Annotated in this window: 13 protein-coding genes; 10 read left to right on the top strand and 3 right to left on the bottom strand. The window is 74.2% G+C overall.

Features of this window, described 5'->3' with window-relative positions:
* Positions 1-24: 24 nt before the first annotated feature.
* Complete coding sequence (locus tag KME79_RS19895) at positions 25-1,368, bottom strand: S8/S53 family peptidase (RefSeq protein WP_219545709.1); 1,344 nt, start codon at positions 1,366-1,368, stop codon at positions 25-27.
* Between the two features lie 137 nt (positions 1,369-1,505).
* Between KME79_RS19895 and KME79_RS19890 the strand changes: the two genes are divergently transcribed.
* The 6 genes from KME79_RS19890 (at position 1,506) to KME79_RS19865 (ending at position 8,317) form a co-directional block, all read left to right on the top strand.
* Positions 1,506-4,085, top strand: coding sequence for a CHAT domain-containing protein (locus KME79_RS19890; protein ID WP_219545708.1), 2,580 nt, complete (start codon positions 1,506-1,508; stop codon positions 4,083-4,085).
* Positions 4,086-4,195: 110 nt separating this feature from the next.
* Positions 4,196-5,068 (top strand): isoprenoid biosynthesis enzyme family protein, encoded by an 873-nt coding sequence (locus tag KME79_RS19885; RefSeq protein ID WP_148031440.1) that lies wholly within the window; start codon positions 4,196-4,198, stop codon positions 5,066-5,068.
* Positions 5,069-5,317: 249 nt separating this feature from the next.
* Complete coding sequence (locus tag KME79_RS19880) at positions 5,318-5,911, top strand: GTP-binding protein (protein WP_148031441.1); 594 nt, start codon at positions 5,318-5,320, stop codon at positions 5,909-5,911.
* Positions 5,912-5,934: 23 nt separating this feature from the next.
* Positions 5,935-6,420 (top strand): Lrp/AsnC family transcriptional regulator, encoded by a 486-nt coding sequence (locus KME79_RS19875; RefSeq protein WP_148031442.1) that lies wholly within the window; start codon positions 5,935-5,937, stop codon positions 6,418-6,420.
* A 34-nt stretch (positions 6,421-6,454) separates the two neighbouring features.
* Entirely contained in the window at positions 6,455-8,017 is a 1,563-nt protein-coding gene (locus tag KME79_RS19870; protein ID WP_219545707.1) for a glycerol-3-phosphate dehydrogenase/oxidase, read from the top strand.
* 117 nt (positions 8,018-8,134) lie between these two features.
* A complete protein-coding gene (locus KME79_RS19865) occupies positions 8,135-8,317 on the top strand; it encodes a hypothetical protein (protein WP_148031444.1) in 183 nt (60 codons plus the stop codon).
* Positions 8,318-8,324: 7 nt separating this feature from the next.
* On the opposite strand, the gene KME79_RS46375 is transcribed toward KME79_RS19865, so the two are convergent.
* Both KME79_RS46375 and KME79_RS19855 read right to left on the bottom strand, forming a co-directional pair.
* A complete protein-coding gene (locus KME79_RS46375) occupies positions 8,325-10,541 on the bottom strand; it encodes a hypothetical protein (RefSeq protein ID WP_219545706.1) in 2,217 nt (738 codons plus the stop codon).
* A gap of 144 nt (positions 10,542-10,685) precedes the next feature.
* Complete coding sequence (locus tag KME79_RS19855; RefSeq protein ID WP_219545705.1) at positions 10,686-11,945, bottom strand: ROK family transcriptional regulator; 1,260 nt, start codon at positions 11,943-11,945, stop codon at positions 10,686-10,688.
* Between the two features lie 319 nt (positions 11,946-12,264).
* Here KME79_RS19855 and KME79_RS19850 point away from each other — a divergent pair, with 319 nt between their 5' ends.
* The 4 genes from KME79_RS19850 to KME79_RS19835 all read left to right on the top strand — a co-directional run bounded on the left by KME79_RS19850 (position 12,265) and on the right by KME79_RS19835 (position 18,048).
* On the top strand, positions 12,265-14,544 hold the full coding sequence (locus tag KME79_RS19850; protein WP_504739480.1) for a HelD family protein: 2,280 nt from the start codon (positions 12,265-12,267) through the stop codon (positions 14,542-14,544).
* Between the two features lie 649 nt (positions 14,545-15,193).
* Positions 15,194-16,714: an apolipoprotein N-acyltransferase gene (gene lnt / locus KME79_RS19845; RefSeq protein WP_308248983.1), complete on the top strand. Its 1,521-nt coding sequence runs from the start codon at positions 15,194-15,196 to the stop codon at positions 16,712-16,714.
* Between the two features lie 2 nt (positions 16,715-16,716).
* Positions 16,717-17,460 carry a polyprenol monophosphomannose synthase gene (locus KME79_RS19840; protein ID WP_219545704.1) on the top strand — a complete coding sequence of 248 codons (744 nt, stop codon included), beginning with the start codon at positions 16,717-16,719 and terminating at the stop codon, positions 17,458-17,460.
* A gap of 75 nt (positions 17,461-17,535) precedes the next feature.
* Positions 17,536-18,048, top strand: a complete 513-nt coding sequence (locus tag KME79_RS19835; RefSeq protein ID WP_148031449.1) for an FxsA family protein — start codon at positions 17,536-17,538, stop codon at positions 18,046-18,048.
* Positions 18,049-18,064 lie beyond the last annotated feature (16 nt).

The following is an 18,064-nucleotide window of genomic DNA, read 5'->3' as shown; positions in this document are numbered from 1 at the left end:
GCTCCAGGACAGGAGAACGTCCCGTCACCGCAGGTAACCGCTGAGATCCGGTACGGGCAGCCGGCCCGCCACGAGCTGGCGCGCGGCCTGCCGCGACGAGATGCCGGCCTCGGACATCCGGGCCGCGATCAGCCCGGCCACGATCGGGGTGGCGAAGGAGGTGCCGCTCCACTGCGCGAGCCCGGTGAACGTGGCCGTGTCGCCCGCCTTCATCACCCCCACGCAGGTGCAGCCGGAGTAGAGAGGGGTGTCCGAGTGGCGGCAGGACGCGCTGTGCGGGTAGCCGTAGGTGTACTGGCCGGAGGCGAACGCGTTCACCAGCCGCTCGCCCTGCGCGTACACGGTCACCCAGTCGCCGTGGTTGCTGAAGCACGCCCTGCCCAGGCCATCCTCGCGCAGCGCGCCCACCGACACCACCAGGTCGCCGGAGGCGTTGACCGGCTGCCCGGCGTAGGCGGCGGGCCAGAACGGGTCGGTGCCGCCGTCGTTGCCCGCCGCCGCCACCAGCACCGTCTCCGGGTGCAGCGTCAGCTCGGCCATGAAGTCGGCCAGGCCGAGCAGCGCCGCCGCGTCGCGCGTGCGGGTGCCCGCCGACAACGACACGATGTCGGGCCAGCCGTGGGCGCCGAGCGTGTCACGGACGGCCAGCCCCAGCTCGTCCTCCGGCACCGCGCCCGCGTACGGGAACGTCCGGTGGACGCGCACGTCGGCGGCCGGCGCGGTGCAGCGCACCACCCCCGCGACGAACGTGCCGTGCCCGGTGTACGGGCCGATCACGCCGCCTGCGACCTCGTCGGTGACGTCGCCGTCGACGGCCGGGATCGCGGGGTCGCCGGAACCCGCCGCCAGCCACGGGTGGTCGAGGTAGCCGGGCACCAGCCCGGTGTCGAGCACGGTCACCCGCACCCCGGCGCCGGCGTCGCGGGCGCCCGGCGGCGGCCGCAGCGGCCCGGAGGCCGGCACGGGCTCGTCGCCGGGGCACAGGTTGACCCCGGCCACCGAGACCAGGTGGACCGGCGTGGCCCGCATCCGGCGCGCGGTGAGCGTGTCGGCGACCAGCCGGGCGCTGCGGTCGCCCACGTACAGGCGGCGCACCGACACCCGGCCCGCGTCGTGCTCGGGCGGCCACACCACCCGCGGGTCGGCCTCGCCCGGCACCAGGTCCTGGACCATGTTGCCCGCCCGCTCCAGGTCCTGCGCGGGCACCAGGACGTGGCCGTCGAGCTCGGCGTATCCGGGCGCGACCGAGGAGCCGGGCGTGGCGCCCTCCGGCCCGGCGACCGCGCGCAGGCCGTCGGGCAGGGCGGCGTTCACCATCTCCAGCTGAGTCCAGAAGCGGGCGTCGCCACCCGGATCCGGTGTCGTCATCGTCGGTTCCTCCCGGGGAGTGTCGCCTTGGCCGGCGGGAGGCCAGTCCATCAGGCCGCCCCGACACTTATGAGCGCCCGTGCCGACGGTTGATACACCACGTGGACGCGGGCCTGGGGCGGCTCTACCATCTATGCGTGTCTGGGCCCCGCGAACCCGGCGATTCACACGACGTGCTCGCCATGGTGTTCGCGCGCCCCAAAGAGGCGCTCCAGGCCGCCAGGGCCATCCTCGCGGGGCGGCGCGGCCCGTACGACTCCTCGATCGCGCGGCAGGCGATCGGCATCCTGCACCGCGAGTTCGGCGACATCGAGGCCGCGATCGGCGAGCTGCGGCAGGCCGTGCGGCTGGCGCGCAGGTCCGGCTCGCCGGACCGGGAGGCCGACGTGCTCGCCACCCTCGGCATCGCGCTCGTGCACCACGGCCGCACCCGTTCCGGGCTGTCGGCGCTCGACTCCGCCGCAGGCCGGGCCACCGGCACCACCCGCGCCCGCGTCCTCTTCCGGCGGGCCGGGGCCCGCTGGATCCTCGGCCGGCACGGCGACGCGCTCGACGACCTCGGGGTGGCCGCGCCCGCGCTGCGCCGGGCCGGCGACACCGTCTGGGCCGCCCGCGCGCTCAGCCTGCGCGGCCACGTGCAGCTCGCGCTCGGCGGCGTGCGGGCCGCCGACGCCGACTTCCGCACCGCGCAGCGCATGTTCGCCACCACCAGGCAGGAGCACGACTCGGTCGTCGCCGTGCAGAACCGGGGCGTCGCCGCCTTCGTGGCCGGCGACCTGCCCACCGCGCTGGCCCTGCTCGACGAGGCCGACCAGGGGTTCCAGCGGCTCGGCACCCCGATGCCCGACCTGGTCGCCGACCGGTGCGCGGTCATGCTCGCCGCCGGACTCGCCCGCGAGGCGCTGGAGCAGGCCGACGCCGGGCTGCGGCTGATCGCCCGGCTGCGCGGCCAGGCCACCCGGCGGGCCGAGCTGCTGCTGCTCGCCGCCAGGGCCGCGCTGCTGGCCGCCGACCCGGCGACCGCCCGCGAGCGCGCCGCCGAGGCCCGGGCGCTGTTCGCGAGGCAGCGGCGCGCCTGGTGGGCCGAGCACGCCCGGCTCATCCTCGTCCAGGCCGGGCTGGCGGAGGGGGCCACGCCGCGGCTGCTCGCCGACGCCCGCCGCCTCGCCGGCCGGCTCGGCGAGCTCGGCTCTCCCGACGCGTGGCAGGCTCACCTGCTGGCCGGCCGGATCGCGCTGAAGCTGGGCCGGACCGCCGAGGCCGACAGCCACCTGACCGCCGCGGCGCGGGCCAGGCACGGCGGGTCCGCCACCGCGCGGGCCGGCGGGTGGCTGGCCGAGGCGCTGCTGGCCGAGGCGGCCGGGCAGCCGCGCCGGCTGCTGCGCGCCTGCCGGGCCGGGCTCGAGCTGATCGAGGAGCACCGGCTCACGTTCGGCTCGTCGGAGCTGCGCGCGCTCGTCACCGCCCAGGGCGCCGAACTGGTCGAGCTCGCGCTGCGCCACCTGCGCCGCGCCGGACGCAGCCGCGAGCTGCTCGGCTGGACCGAGCGCTGGCGCGCCACCGCGATCGCCGTGCCGCCCGCGCCGCCGGCGGACGATCAGGAGCTGCTCGGCCGGCTCGCCGCGCTGCGCCGGGTCGACCAGCTGCTGGCCGCCGCGCGTTCCGGCGGCGCCGCCTCCGCCCCTCGCCTCGAACGCGAGCGCGCCGCGCTGGAGGCCCGGGTACGGGCCGGGACGCTGCGCCTGCGCGGCCCCGGCTGGCGGGAGGAACGCGGCTTCGACTGCCGCCGGGTGCTGGACGCGCTCGGCCCCGGCGGGCGGCTCGCCGAGCTGGTGCTCATCGACGGCACCCTGCACGTGCTGCTGTGCGGCGACGGGCGGGTGCGCTCCTACGCCGTCGGGCCGGCCGAGCGGGCGGTCGCCGAGACGGAGTTCGCCCGGTCCCGGCTGCGCCGCCTCGCCTACCAGCTCCGGCCCGACCCGGGGGAGCTGGCCGCGCTGGGACGGCGGCTGGAGGAGGCCGTGCTCGGGCCGGTCGCCCCCCTGCTGGCCGGCGGGCCGTGCGTGGTGGTGCCGCCCAGCGTGCTGCACGCCGCGCCGTGGGGGCTGCTCCCGTCGCTGCGGGAGACCGCCTTCAGCGTGGCGCCGTCCGCCGCCGCCTGGCTGCGCGCCCGCGCGTCGGCGCCGCCACCCGGCGGCGTCGTCCTCGTCGGCGGGCCTGACGTGCCCAACGCCAAGGCCGAGATCCAGGCCATCGAGGAGCTGTACGAGGACCCGGGGCCCACCGTGCTGGAAGGAGGCACGGCCACGGCGCAGGCGGTGCTGGAAGCCATGGACGGCTGCCGGCTCGCGCACGTGGCCGCCCACGGCACCTTCCGCGCCGACAGCCCGATGTTCTCCTCGCTCCATCTCGACGACGGCCCGCTCACCGGCTACGACCTCGAACGCCTGCGCCGCGCCCCCTACCGGCTCGTCCTGTCCAGCTGCGACTCCGCCCAGATGGCCGCCGTGGGCGCCGACGAGCTGCTCGGCCTGGCCACCGCGCTGCTCCACCTCGGCACCGCGGGCATCGTCGCCAGCGTGGTGCCGGTCAACGACGAGAACGCGGTCCCGCTCATGGTCCGGCTGCACGCCGGGCTCAGCAGCGGACTGGGCCTGGCCGAGGCGCTGAGGCGGGCGAGGGGCGACGACGTCTCGTTCATCGCCATCGGGGCCTGACGCCACGCTGCTGTACCTTGATCGGATGATGCTGATCATGTGACAATTCGCTACACAGCGATATCAGCCGGTTATTGGGGGGAGTCGCCGATGTTCCCGACCGAGCGGCCGTGAGGACCCCCGGCGAGCTTGACGAGGCCTTCGAACTCGGCCGCACGTGCGCGCTGGCGGCCGAGTGCGACAGAGACCTGCGGCGCTGTGCCCAGATGTACGGAGGCCTTTTCCCGGGGGCGGCGTTCGGCCCGGAAATCTACTCGGCTCTGACCCTGACGAGCGCGTTCGGGGCGCCGTGGGCCACGGCGGAGCGGCTCAAGGTGGTCAACCGCGCCGCGCTGTGGGTGCTCGCCCTGGACCGGCTCGTCGACCACACGGCCACCACCCGCGAGCAGGTGAACGAGCTGATCGGCGACTGCCTGGCGGTCGCCGACGGCGCCGCTCCCAGGGCGGCCGTCACCCGCTTCCTGGCCGACCTGCGCGACGAGCTGGCCACCGTCCAGGAGTTCGCCGACCTGCACTGGCTCTGGCGCGAGCAGCTCGGCAGGACCCTGGCGGGGATGGGCAGGGCGTGGGTGTGGCGCGACACCGCGGCCGAGGTCTCACTCGACCGCTACGTCGGCAACGCCGACAGCCGCGGCACCTGCTTCGTCGACCTGTCCCACCTCATCTACGCCGGCGACGCGTGGGTCAGGGATCACCTGGAGGACCTGCGCCCGGCCAGCGAGCAGGTGCAGCGCTACCTCCACCTGCTCGGCGACCTCGCCTCGTACCGCAGGGACCTGAGCTGGGGCGGGCTCAACGTGCTGCTGCTCGGGGTGGCGAGGGCCGACGTGAACGAGGCCATGACCGGCCTCGCCCGCGACGCGGGCGAGCTGATCCACGGGGTACGGGAGCGCAGCCCGCGCACGGCCACCTACTTGTGGCGACAAATCGGCTTTAGTGCTGGTTATCACAATATTTCGGGCTATGACCATCAGAAGTGGTGAAGCGGTTCGATGCCCTGACAACCGGGTTTACTCGGTGGAGAAATCCGCCCCACCTGAAGGTGCTGTAGGCGACAAAAGTTACATATTGATTTTTAAGAGGCATGGGTGCTTGAGTGGGGTTTACGGCATTGCTAGGGTGACTCGATGCCAGGCAGATGGATCTCCCTGACTCGCCTTGACAAGCACCGTTGATCGGGCCGAGGCGTGCGGGCGCGGCACGGCCGCGGAGGGACGTACAGGCGGTGCTGGATGGACTTCGGGCGCTCTGATCACTGGCGGCTGCCCGTCCCGATCAAGATCTTGATCGCCGGCGGCTTCGGCGCGGGCAAGACCACCATGGTCGGCGCGGTGTCGGAGACCAGGACCGTGCGCACCGAGGAGATGCTCACCCACGCCGGCGTCACCGTCGACGACCTGACCGGGGTGGAGACCAAGCCCACCACCACCGTGGCCATGGACTTCGGCCGCATCACGATCCGCGGCGACTACACCCTCTACCTGTTCGGCACCCCCGGCCAGGAACGGTTCTTCTTCGTCTGGGACGAACTGGCGCTGGGCGCGCTCGGCGCCGTCGTGCTGGCCGACACCCGCCGCCTGGCCGACTGCTTCCCGGCCATCGACTACTTCGAGAAGCGCGGCCAGCCCTTCGTGGTGGCGCTGAACTGCTTCGACGGCGCCCGCCCCTTCACCATCGGCGAGGTGCGCCAGGCGCTCGGCCTCGACCCCGGCGTGCCGATCGTGCGCTGCGACGCCCGCCGCCGCGAGTCCGGCAGGGACGTGCTCGTCACCCTCGTCGAGCACGCGATGCGCATGGGCGCCTCTCCCGTCGGGTCCATGTCGTGAACGCGACCGGCTACCTTTGACCGATGGAGGAGATCGATCGCCGGATCGTCGCGCTGCTGGCCCGCGACGGCCGGATGAGCTTTACCGACCTGGCCAGGGAGACCGGGCTCTCGGTCTCGGCGGTCCACCAGCGGGTGCGCCGCCTGGAGAAGCGCGGCGTGGTGCGCGGCTACGCCGCGATCGTCGACCATGACGCGATCGGGCTGCCGCTGACCGCGTTCATCTCGATCAAGCCGATCGACCCGGCCGCCCCCGACGACGCCCCCGACCGGCTGGCCCACCTGAGCGCGATCGAGGCGTGCCACAGCGTCGCGGGCGACGAGAGTTACATCCTCAAGGTCCGCGTGGGGTCCCCCGTGGCGCTGGAGGAGCTCCTGCAGCAGATCAGGGCCGCCGCCAACGTGTCCACCCGGACCACCGTGGTGCTGAGCACCCCGTACGAGCACCGCGCCCCCGACGTGACCCGGGGCGGCGAGAGCGCCGGGCCCGATCGACCGCCGGCCGCGTGAGATCATAGAGGCGCCGCCTCGACTGGAGCACCACATGATCGCCAATAGCACCGCCGCGATGACCACTCGCGCCGAGACGCGCGAGGAGCTGAGCCGGGTCTCCTACGACCTGCTCGTCATCGGCGGCGGCATCCTGGGCACGTCCGTCACCTGGATGGCCGCCCAGGCGGGGCTGCGCGTCGCCATGGTCGACGCCGGCGACTTCGCCGGGGCCACCTCCAGCGCCTCGTCCAAACTCGTCCACGGAGGCCTGCGCTACCTCCAGACCGGCAACGTCAAGCTCGTCGCGGAGAACCACAGGGAGCGCCGGGCGCTGGCCGGCGACATCGCCCCCCACCTGGTCAAACCGCTCACGTTCGTGGTCCCGATCTACCGCGGGGGCCCTCACGGCGCGGCCAAGCTCGGCGCGGGCGTGTTCCTCTACTCCGCGCTGTCGGTGTTCGGCGACGGCGTCGGCAAGGTGATCACGCCGCAGCAGGCGCAGGCCAGGGTGCCCGCGCTCAAGATGGACGGCCTGCGCTCCGCCGCCGTCTACGGCGACCACCAGATGAACGACAGCCGGGTCGCGGTCATGACCGTGCGCGCCGCCGTCGACGCGGGCGCGACCGTGCTCAACCACGCCGAGGTCGTCGGGCTGCGCAAGACCGGCGCCACCGTCACCGGCGCCGAGCTGCGCGACCGGCTCGACGGCGGCGAGTTCGGCGTGTCGGCCCGGCTGGTGCTCAACGCGACCGGCCCGTGGATCGACCACCTGCGCCGCATGGAAGACCCCGGCGCCGAGCCCAGCATCCGCCTGTCCAAGGGCGCCCACCTGGTGCTGCGCCGCCACGAGCCCTGGAAGGCCGCGCTGACCATCCCGATCGACAAGTACCGCGTGTCGTTCGCCATCCCGTGGGAGGACCACCTCCTGCTGGGCACCACCGACGAGCCCTACGAGGGCGACCCGGCCGGGGTGCGCCCCACCGAGGCCGACATCACGCAGATCCTCGACGAGGCCGGCCACGCCGTGCTCGGCTCCCAGCTGGGCCGCGACGACATCACCTACTCCTTCGCCGGCCTGCGTGTGCTCCCCGGCGGCCCCGGCCAGGTGACCGCGGCCAAGCGCGAGACCGTGCTCACCCGCGGCACGGGCGGCATGCTGTCGGTCGCCGGCGGCAAGTGGACCACCTACCGCCACATCGGCCGGGTGGTCCTCGACACGCTCGCCCACCTGCCCGGCCACCCGCTCGGCGACGACCTGGCCGACATCCTGCCGGCCGTGCCGCTGCCGGGGCTGGCGAGCCCCGACGCGGTGGCCATGCGGCTGTGGACCGAGCGCGACCCCGACGCCCGCATGGACCCCCTGGTGGCCCGCCACCTCGCCTCCCACTACGGCTCGATCGCCTTCGACCTGGCCCGGCTCATCCGCGACGACCCCGGCCTGGGCGAGCGCATCCACCCCGACGGCCCCGACATCTGGGCTCAGGCGGTCTACGCCCGCGACCACGAGTGGGCGGTCACGGTCGACGACGTGGTCCGTCGCCGCACCACGCTGACCGTCCGCGGCCTCGACACCCCGTCCGTACGCGAGCGCGTGGCCGCCATCCTGGCCCGCTGACCCGCCTTTCGGTCAAGTGTGGCCGAAGACGCGGTCCGGGCGAGTCCTTCGACCCGGACGGCGACGCTCCGGCGAGAGAGAGTGAGCGCAGCCGAACACGCAGCGAAGGTGACCGACATGGCCGTTCTCCTCGGTACGAAGCCCGCTCACGACGACCCGCTGGGCGAGACCTGCTTCGCCAGGGCGGCCGGCGCGCTGGACGCCCACCGGGCCGGAGCCGCGCACGCCTGCGCCTCCTGCGGCGCCGCCTGGCCGTGCGCGCCCGCGCTGGCCGCCGCCTTCATCCTCGAACTCCACTAGCGGCCGCTCACCCGCCGCGCAGGGTCGCCGTGGTGAGCCTGCGCAGCGCCTCCGCGTACGGCGGGTCGAACCAGTAGCCGGCGTGCCAGCGGGTCTCCGGCAGCGGATCGCCCGGCTCCGGCCTGGCCGGGTCCCAGCAGAACAGGTCCACCGCCGACAGCGACTCGCGCGGCCCGAACGGGTCCACCCGCCCCAGGACGGGCCCGCCGATCGGGTCGCTCAGCCGGTAAAGGTTGAACCAGGGCACCGCGTCCCGTACCGCACCCAGCGCGGCGGGCCCGAAGTAGGCGGGGAAGAACGCCGCGTACAGCCGCCGCAGCGGCGAGCCGTGCGTGAGCAGCCGCACCCGCCCGCGCGCCGCCGGGTCGAGCTGCAGCACCACCGAGGCGGCGATCACGCTGCCCTGGCTGTGTCCGGAAAGCAGCACCAGATCGGCGTCATCCCTGGCCAGCCGGCGCACCCGGGAGATCAGCTCGGGCACCACCCGCTCGGTGTAGCAGGGCGGGGCGAGCGGGTGGGTGGCGCGCGGCCAGAACGTGGACACGTCCCACAGGATCCCGATCGTCCGGCGCAGCCCAGGATCGCTGTACGCGCGCCGGCCCAGCAGCACCAGCCCGACGAGGAACGCGGCCATCGCCCAGCTGCCGATCGTGGCGAACAGCCCGGCCAGCCCGTCCACCGGGCTCAGCAGCCGGAACTGGTAGAACACGGTCACCAGGGCGAACCCCGCCAGCCCGATCCCGGTCAGCAGCCCCAGCACCTGCCCCGCCCGGTCGGTCAGCCCGGCCAGCGCCCAGCAGCCGGCCACCTCCTCGCTGTGCCGCCCGTAGTGCGGCTCCAGCCCGGGAGTCAGCCGGGCCGCCTCGGACCTGCGCGCGTTCCACAGCACGAGCCCGACCACCACCAGGCCCGCGACCAGGACCGGCACCAGCGCGGCCGTCCACCACACCGGCTCGTCCAGGAACAGCCTGTGGCCCACCGGCCCGCCCGCGCCCGGTGAGGCCGGCACGCCGAAGAACGAGGCCGTCCAGAACATCACGCCCAGGCCCAGCGCGTTCGCCACGGCCGCGGCCACCAGCAGCGCGAACCAGCTCGCCAGCCCGCCCAGCGCCCGCGGCCCCGTCCCCCGGTCGCGCCGGGCCAGCCACCAGGTGCCCGCCAGCGTGAACGCCACCAGCCCCAGCGTCAGCACGAACTGCACCGTCCCCGCCCCGACCCCCGGCAACTGGCGCGAGCCGGACGCGCCGGGCAGCCCGGCCGCCGCCGCGACCAGCGTCACGGCCAGCACCGCCGCGCCCGCCGCCTCCAGCGCCGCGCAGACCCGGCTCAGCACCGCCCCGCCGGGATCGTCGGCACCCGGATCCACCCGCCGCGCCACCCCCGGCGCCACCACCGCCAGGACCGCGGCCACCAGCACCACGGCGTTCGCCACCGCCAGCACCAGCCCGAGGCCCGAGCGGGTGAACGGGGCCGCCACGGCCAGCCCGATCCACCCGAGGGCGAACGCCACGTGCACCGCCCGCAGCCGCCGCACCGGCTCGTCGCCGTGCCACAGCCGCGGCCGGGCCAGCAGCACGCCCGGCCGCTCGAACCCGTCGGGCGGCATGGCGGTCCGCTCGTCCCGCTGCCACGTCCGCCGCCCGACCACCCACAGCACCACCACCACGGCGAGCGGCACCAGCGCGGTCACGGCCAGCCGCCGCGAGTGCTCGGCGCCCCACAGCTCCGCCATCCAGCGCACCCAGCCGGGCGCGGTCGCGTACGCGCACGCCCGCCCGGCGGCGGTGCACTGCCAGCCGATCAGGTCCACGCTGGCCCGCGTGACGGCCGCCACCAGCGTGCCCGTCAGCAGCAGCGCGAACAGCCGCTGAGCCGCCTCCAGGGCCCGCCGCACCGGCCGCCCGCCCTCCGGCCTGGGCAGCATGAAGTACGCCAGGTTGGCCAGCGCGAACGGCAGGAGCAGCAGCCACAGCGCGATGGTCCGGCCGCCGGAGGTGAGCCCGGCCCACGCGTACGCCTCGCGGTGACGCTCGCCCGGCACGTCCGCGTCCTCGGTCTCCGGCCGGCCCGCCGGCCACCAGCGCCGGTAGAACCCCGTCGTCCCGTCGCCCGCGACCAGCAGGGGATGCGGATGGTTGAGCATCTCCCCGGGCGGCGTGCCGGACACGCCGTGCACCCGCAACTCGGTCATGCCGTTCGTGCTGGTGTCCAGGAACCCGTCCATGACCGCAGCATGATGAGGGCACGCGTGACACGCCAGGGACAGGCCTACTCTGTCACGCCCACGACAGTGTCAAAGGTGGACGAAGCGGGCACACAGCCGGGCTTTCGCGGCCTCGGCGGCGCCGAAGCGGTCGAGGGCGTGACGTCAACCCGTCACGCCCGTCGAGTCGAGCACCTCGTCCCGCACCGTGGCCAGCGCCAGGTCGAGCGCTCCCACCAGCACGGGGTTGCCCGCCACCTGCGACAGCCGCACCCGCGGGCGGGCGATGGTCAGCGCGTGCAGCTCCTCCTCGATCAGCCGCCGCAGCGGCTCCCCGCCCGCCAGCGGCACCGCGCCGGTCAGCACGATCAGCGCCGGATCCATCACCGAGGTGATCGCGGCCAGCCCCACCGCCAGCCGCCCCGCCACCTCCCGCAACGCCGCCTCACCCGAATCCGCGGGCACCGCGTCCACCGCGCCGGCCATGCGGGTGTCCGGCGGGTTCGCCGCCGTGCTCTCTTGCGGTGGGCCCGCCGGCGGGTCCTCGGCGGCTCGGGCCGCGTTCCTGACCGTCTCGCGGAGGTCCGCGCCCGGGATGCCGTGCCGGCGGAGGACCCGCAGCACCGCCGCGCCGCCGGACAACGCCTGGAAGCCGTGGTCGGCGTACGGGCCGCTCTCGCGTGCCGTGGGCGCGCCCGGCGCGGGCATGTAGCCGACCTCGCCCGCACCGCCCGTCGCGCCACGGTGGAGCCGGCCGCCGAGGACGATCGCCGAGCCGATGCCCGCGTCGGCCCACAGCAGGACGAAGTCCGGCGTGCCCGCGGCCGCCCCGTGCGCCCGCTCCGCCAGGGCCACCAGGTTGACGTTGTTCTCCACCGACACCGGCACGCCCAGCCCCATGGACAGCCGGTCCACCAGGTCGTCGACGTGCCAGCCGGGCATGTCCTCGGCGGTCGCGTACCCCAGCCGCCCCGTCGTCGGGTCGACCGCCGCCTGCACCCCGATCACCAGATGGCGCGGCGGTGCGGGAGGCCGCGCCCCGGCCAGCGCGGCGCGCAGCCCGCCGATCAGGTCGCCGCCGGGCGGCTCCAGCACGTGCTCGCCGACCACCGCCCCCGTCAGGTCCGCCACCCGCGCCTCGATCCTGCCCGAGGTGACGTCCAGCGCGGCCGCGTACGCCGCCGCCGCGTTGACCCGGTACACCTCGGCGGTACGGCCCGGCAAGCCCTCCCGCACCCCGTCCAGCACCACCAGCCCCGCCTCGCGCAGGCGGAGCAGCAACTGCGACGCCGTCGGCTTCGACAGCCCCGTCAGCGCGCCCAGCTCGGGACGGGTGAGCGGCCCGCGCTCCAGAAGCAGGCGCAGGGCCGCGCGATCGTTGATCGCGCGTAGCAGACTGGGAGTGCCCGGTACGGAACCGCTCACTGTCACCTCTTCCCCCGGAGGTTAGGAAACTTTCCTAACCGAAGGTGACCGTAAGGAGCGCCGGGGCGTCCGGTCAAGAGGTGCGGCGAACCCGTGACCGTACCGCAGAGAGGGTCGCGCAGAATGAAGGGGCCGCACGGGAGAGGGGAGAGAGTGAAACGCGGGAGAGCGCCGCGACAGGCATGCTAATCTCATCGTTTGTCGTAACAACAAGCAGAATGGCCCGGAGTGTCCCATTAACCACAATAATGGTCTGGCGGCAACCCGTCAATCGGAACTCGCCAGGGAGCAGGCGTACGTCACCCGCCTCTACGAGCGGCTGGACGAGCTGCGCGAGCGCACCCAGCACCAGTTGAAGGAGGTGCTGGCGTCCGGCGCCGTCGGAACGATGCAGAACCGGTCGGAGCGCGACACGTTCGCCGACATGTACGCCTCCCGGCTGGCCCGGCTGTGGGCGGTGGAGCGCGGCCTGGTCTTCGGCCGGCTCGACCACGTCGACGAGGGCCGGCTCTACATCGGCAAGCTCGGCCTGACCGACGACGAGCAGGAGCGCCTGCTCATCGACTGGCGGGCCCCGGTCGCGCAGCCGTTCTACCGCGCGACCCCGGCCGCTCCCATGGGCCTCACCCGGCGGCGCCACCTGCAGACCCGGGGCCGCACGGTCGTCGCGGTCGACGACGACCTGCTCGACCTCGACGCGCTCACCGAGGACGACCGGGCCACGCTCAACGGCGAGGCCGCCCTGCTGGCGGCGCTGGACGAGCGGCGCACCGGCCGGATGCGCGACATCGTGGCCACCATCCAGGCCGAGCAGGACAAGGTGATCAGGTCCGACCTGAACGGGGTGCTCGTCGTCCAGGGCGGCCCCGGCACCGGCAAGACCGTCGTCGCGCTCCACCGCGCCGCCTACCTGCTCTACACGCACCGGGAGCGGCTGGAGCGGCGTGGCGTGCTCATCCTCGGCCCCAACCTGACCTTCCTGCGTTACATCGAGCAGGTGCTGCCCTCGCTCGGCGAGACCGACGTGCTGCTGTCGGCGGTCGGCGAGCTCTATCCCGGGCTGACCGCGACCGCCAGGGACAAGCCCGAGGTGGCCGCGGTCAAGGGCGACCTGCGCATGGCCGAGGTGATCGCCAGGGCGGTGCGCGACCGCCAGCGCGTCCCGCGCAAGCCCGTCGAGCTGCGGCTCGGACGTTACACCCTGACCATGGACCGCAAGATGCTGGAGTCGGCCGCGAACAAGGCCGCCCGCTCCCGCCGCCCGCACAACCAGGCCCGCGCCGTGTTCGTCCGCTCCCTGCTCAACGCGCTGGCCCGGCAGGCCGCCAGACAGATCGGCAAGGGCCTGATCGACGACGACGAGCTGGCCGACCTGCGCGAGGAGCTGCGCACCGAGCCGGTCGTCAGGTCCGCGCTCAACCGGCTCTGGCCCTATCTCACGCCGCAGCGGCTGCTGCTCGGCCTGTACGGGTCGCCGGACCGGCTGGGTTACGCCGCCGCCGGCCTGACGCCCGAGGAGCGGGCCCTGCTGCGGCGCGACGGGGCCCGGGGCGGCGAGTGGACCGAGTCCGACGTGCCGCTGCTGGACGAGGCCGCCGAGCTGCTCGGCGAGATCGACGAGCAGGTGCTGCGGGCCAGCGCGATGGCGGCGGAGGAGGAGCTGGCCGCGGCCCGCCAGGCCGAGGAGCACGAGCGCGAGGCCGAGCTCGCCTACGCCCGCGAGGTGCTGGAGCTGACCGGGCTGTCCGACGTCATGGAGGCCGAACGGCTGGCCGAGCGCCAGCGCGGCGAGGGCCCGCACCTCACCACCGCCGAACGCGCCGCCGCCGACCGCACCTGGGCCTACGGTCACGTCATCGTGGACGAGGCGCAGGAGCTGTCGCCGATGGCCTGGCGGGCCGTCATGCGGCGCATCCCGACCCGGTCCATGACGATCGTCGGCGACATCGCCCAGACCGGTTCGGCGGCCGGGGCGCGCTCCTGGGCCGAGGTGCTCGACCCGTACGTGGCCGGGCGGTGGCGCCAGGAGCGGCTGACCGTCAACTACCGCACGCCCGTCGAGCTCATGGAGGTCGCCGCCCGCGTGCTCGCCACCATCGACCCCGGCCTGGAGGCGCCGCGGTCGGTCCGCGAGATCGGGGCGAGCCCGTGGGCCGCGCCGCTGGCCGAGCTGCCCGCGATCGTCGCGGACGAGGTGGCAGGCGGGGGCAAGGTCGCGGTCGTGGCGCCCGACGAGCTGCTCGCCTCGCTGGGGGAGTCGGTGGAGGGCGCCGTGGTCGTCACCCCCGGCGCCGGGCGCTCCCGCGGCGCGGAGGCGCTCGACGCGCCCGTCGCCGTGCTCGGCGTGGCCGACGCCAAGGGGCTGGAGTTCGACTCGGTGATCGTGGCCGAGCCGGACCTGATCGCGGCCCAGTCGCCGCGCGGCACCAGCGATCTGTACGTGGCGCTCACCCGTGCCACGCAGCGGCTGGGCGTGGTCCACGATCGCCCGCTCTCAGATGCTTTGCGCGGCTTGGCGAGGCGGCCCGATGGAGACTCCGGCAGTGCCGATGGGGTGCCTGCCGTGCCGGGTAATGGCCGCCCACCTGGGAAAACTTGATGTTTCTGCTGATCGGGACACGGTTGACATCTGAGGCTGAGTCGGTAGTTTGCTGCCCAGTCCAGCACGGGACTTGGCCGGTTGGCCGTCTCTGACATCGCCGGATCCTGCGTCCGTGACGGAGCGTGGCTTCGTCCACACAGCCAGGTGCAGGGCCGTCGGTCCGTCGAGTCGGGGCACCCCAACCGGGCGGGGGGTTGGACCCGGGACGGGCCCGGGAGCCCAGTAGACAACGGAATTCCGCGCTCGCCGCCGACGAGACGGGTCCGGTCCGAAGGGTTTCCGGGCCCTCTTCCCGTTCCCGTGCGCCGGGCTCGTCAGTGCGCCGGGTGGTCCCGTTCCTCGCGGGATCACCCTGTCGCCGCGTCCGGCATGACCGGAGAGCGCCTCCGGGGCGGTAGCGTTTTCGCATAGCAAGGCGTGCGGATCGCGAGGAGACCCCGCAGTGGTGCAGGAGAAGACGGGCCGACCGGCCACCCCCGGAGACGGGAGCGGCCCGCCCACGCCCTCATCCGCCGCCCCGGCCGTTGAAAGTTTCACCGGCTCTGCCGCTCCCACGGACGGCGAACGACCGCCTCCGGCCGAGCGTGCGGGCTCTCGTCCCAGTGGTGATGGGCCGTCGGAAGGGCGGAAGCGGCGGGGGCGGACGGTGGGGGAGTCGCGGCGGGTGCTGGCCGCCCGGCTGGGCGCCGCCGTGGCCGGTGGGGTGCTGCTCTATCTGGCGTTCCCGCCGCTCGGGTGGTGGCTGTGCGCGCCGCCCGGGCTGGCGCTGATCGTCGCCTCCCTGTACGGGGCGTGGCCCAGGAGGGCGGCGTGGATCGGCTACGTCGCCGCGGCCGTGTTCCTGACGCCCGCGCTGGCCTGGGTCAGCACGATCGGCGTCGACGTGTGGATCATGCTGGTGGCGGTCGAGAGCCTGTTCTACGCGGCCATGGCCGCCGCGGCGGCGCTGGTTCTCCGGCTGCGGCTGTGGCCGGTGTGGTTCGCGGCGCTCTGGGTGGCGATGGAGTGGGCGCGCGGGCTCGTCCCGATCGGCGGGTTCCCGTGGGCGCGGGTGGCCTTCAGCCAGGGCGAGTCGCTGTTCACCCCGTACGCAGCGCTGGGCGGCGCTCCGCTGGTCTCGTTCGCCGTCGTGGTGTGCGGCGCCCTGATCGCCCACGCGGTGCTCGTACGGCCGCGTACGGGCCTGCTGCGCGGGGTGCCGGTCGCGCTGGCCGTGGCCGTCCCCGTCGTCGCCCTGGCCGTGCCCAGGCCGCCGGACGAGGGCCGCACGGTCAACGTCGGCATCGTCCAGGGCAGTGTGCCGGGCCGAGGCATGCACATCTTCGGCGACGAGCCCGCCGTCGTGCTGAGGAACCACGCCGAGGAGACCAAGCGGCTGGCCGGGCGGGTCCGCGCCGGCGAGCTGCCCGCGCCCGACCTGGTGGTGCTGCCGGAGAACTCCACCGACATCGACCCCTACACCGACGCGTTCGCCTACGGCACGATCCACGACTCGGTGCGCGACATCGGCGTGCCCACCCTGGTCGGCGCGGTCGTGGCGATCGGCGACGAGCATCGCGCGACCCGCAGCCTGGTGTGGGATCCCGCCACCGGTCCCGGCGACTACTACGACAAGCAGAACCTGGTGCCGTTCGGCGAGTACACCCCGTTCAAGGAGCTCGTGCTCGCCCTGTACGAGCGCGCCAACCTGGTCGGCAGGCAGTCCGTCCCCGGCACCGGACCCGGCGACCTGAAGATGGGCCCGGTCACCGTCGGCGCCGTCAACTGCTACGAGGTGGCCTACGACGGCACCGTGCGGGCCACCGTGCGGGCCGGCGGCACGCCGCTGGTGGTACAGACCAACAACGCCTCCTACGCCCTGTCCAATCTGCCCGCCCAGCAGCTGGCGATGTCCCAGCTGCGGGCGGTCGAGCACAACAGGGCGGTCGTGACGGCGGCCACGACAGGCATCTCCGCGTTCGTCACGCCGGACGGTAAGGTCTCGTGGCAAACCAGGGAACTGGTCGCCGACAGCACCGTTGTAACCGTGCCGATACGCACCGAACAGACGATCGCCACGAGGGTCGGCGCGGCTCCCGAGTGGGCATTGATGATGTTGGGAGCGGCGGCCACCGTCGTCGCCGCCCGGCGCGGGCGCCGGGCCGACCGGATGATGGGGGACGACTGACGATGGAGACGCTCGGCCGGGTGCTGGTCATCGTCCCGACCTACAACGAGCGCGAGAACCTGCCGTCGATCACCGAACGGCTGCGGGCCGCGCTGCCCGAGGCCCACCTGCTGGTGGCCGACGACAACAGTCCCGACGGCACCGGCAAGATCGCCGACGAGCTCGCCTCGGAAGACGACCACGTGCACGTCCTGCACCGGCCGGCCAAGCAAGGGCTCGGCGCCGCCTACATCGCGGGGTTCCGGTGGGGGCTGGGCGAGGGCTACGACGTGCTGGTGGAGATGGACGCCGACGGCTCGCACCAGCCGGAGGAGCTGCACAAGCTGCTGACGTCGCTGTCCGAAGGGGCCGACCTGGCGATCGGGTCGCGTTACGTGCCGGGCGGCAAGGTGAGGAACTGGCCGGCCACGCGTGAGCTCCTGTCCCGGGGCGCCAACCTCTACACGCGGATCATGCTCGGCCTGCCCGTCCGCGACGCCACCGCGGGGTTCCGCGCCTACCGGGCGGCCGTCCTGGAGAAGGTCGGGCTGGCCGACGTGGAGTCGCAGGGCTACTGCTTCCAGGTCGACCTGACCCTGCGCACCTGCCGTCACGGGCTGCGGGTCGCGGAGGTGCCGATCACGTTCGTCGAGCGGACGGTCGGCACCAGCAAGATGAGCGGCCGGGTGATGGCCGAGGCGTTCTGGCGGATCTTCCAGTGGGGGCTCGTCGGGCTGCCCGCGCGGCTGCGCGGCCGGCGCTCCTGACCGCAGGAACGCGAGGACGGTTCCGGGCGTTGTTCTACCTAGACGTGTCCTTGATGTGCACAGAACGAGGCGACGATGCGGCTTCTGCTTTTCCTGGCCTTCCTGGCGATCCCCATCCTGGAGGTGTGGCTGCTGATCCAGGTCGGGTCGGTGATCGGCGGCTGGCCGACCGTGGGCCTGCTGGCGGCGGCGGCGCTGCTCGGCTCATGGCTGGTGCGGCGTGAGGGACGCCGCGCCTGGCACAGGCTGCAGGAGTCGATGCGCACCGGCGTGATGCCCGAGCGCGAACTGGCCGACGGGGCGCTCGTGCTGGTGGGCGGCGTGCTCCTGGTGATGCCGGGATTCCTCAGCGACGTGGTCGGCCTCGCGTGCGTCCTGCCGTTCACCCGGCCGGGGATGCGGCGGCTCGGCGGGTGGTTCTTCGACCGGCGGGTCAAGCGGATGGCGGCGGCTTCCCCGTACGCGAACATGTTCCCGCCCCAGTCCGCGGGGCCGGTGCGCGCGGACGTCCCGCAGGCCGGACCTCACGGCGGCGCGCCGCGCGGGAAGGTCGTGCACGGCGAGGTCATCCGCGAGGACCGCGACTAGCGACGCCGCCGGTCAC

Source organism: Nonomuraea harbinensis, assembly GCF_019396385.1.
Classification (GTDB): Bacteria; Actinomycetota; Actinomycetes; order Streptosporangiales; family Streptosporangiaceae; genus Nonomuraea; species Nonomuraea ferruginea.
This window is presented reverse-complemented; position numbering and strand designations above follow the sequence as displayed.

Coding starts and splice junctions, on each gene's coding strand:
- KME79_RS19880 (WP_148031441.1), top strand. CDS start 5,318: ATGGACTTCGGGCGCTCTGATCACTGGCGGCTGCCCGTCCCGATCAAG.
- KME79_RS19875 (WP_148031442.1), top strand. CDS start 5,935: ATGGAGGAGATCGATCGCCGGATCGTCGCGCTGCTGGCCCGCGACGGC.
- KME79_RS19895 (WP_219545709.1), bottom strand. CDS start 1,368: ATGACGACACCGGATCCGGGTGGCGACGCCCGCTTCTGGACTCAGCTG.
- KME79_RS19835 (WP_148031449.1), top strand. CDS start 17,536: ATGCGGCTTCTGCTTTTCCTGGCCTTCCTGGCGATCCCCATCCTGGAG.
- KME79_RS46375 (WP_219545706.1), bottom strand. CDS start 10,541: ATGGACGGGTTCCTGGACACCAGCACGAACGGCATGACCGAGTTGCGG.
- KME79_RS19865 (WP_148031444.1), top strand. CDS start 8,135: ATGGCCGTTCTCCTCGGTACGAAGCCCGCTCACGACGACCCGCTGGGC.
- KME79_RS19840 (WP_219545704.1), top strand. CDS start 16,717: ATGGAGACGCTCGGCCGGGTGCTGGTCATCGTCCCGACCTACAACGAG.
- KME79_RS19870 (WP_219545707.1), top strand. CDS start 6,455: ATGATCGCCAATAGCACCGCCGCGATGACCACTCGCGCCGAGACGCGC.